The organism is Lamprobacter sp., from assembly GCF_034860625.1.
GTDB lineage: Bacteria > Pseudomonadota > Gammaproteobacteria > Chromatiales > Chromatiaceae > Lamprobacter.
On record NZ_JAYESN010000764.1, the window covers coordinates 1 to 430 of the forward strand.

1 pseudogene is annotated in these 430 nt (G+C 65.3%); it reads right to left on the reverse strand.

Going from position 1 to position 430, the window contains the following annotated elements:
• Window positions 1-223: 223 nt before the first annotated feature.
• Window positions 224-430 (reverse strand): annotated as a pseudogene (locus tag VBE63_RS31195) (IS66 family transposase); the annotation flags it as partial.

Below are 430 nucleotides of genomic sequence, written 5' to 3' on the forward strand. Positions count from 1 at the left end.
GATTTCCGTGCACAGGAGCCTGGCCGAGACGACGCGCGATGATGAACCCTGATCAGGATCGCGTCGAGCGATTGGCGTCGCTGCCGACTCCCCGGGCCTTCGGTGTTGAAGGTGCTGGGCCAAGCGAGCCTGAGGCCCGGATCAGTGACGGCGCTGCACGCGGGAAGAAGGAGCTCTGACGAGCACGCCCGTGCTTGAGCCGATCAACGCCCGCGGGGATGACTCAAGGCGGTGCCGGCAACAGCGACGGTGCCGGTCGGTCATGGATGAACGCCTCGACCGCCTCAAGGATAAAGGCAAACGCCGAGCGCCCTTGCAGTGCGCAGGTCGCGATCACCGTCCATAACCGTTCGTTCGCCTGGCGCCCCTTGGCGCTGCGTGTCCCTTGCGTCACATGGCGATCGATGACCACGAAGCGGATCGCTTGCTC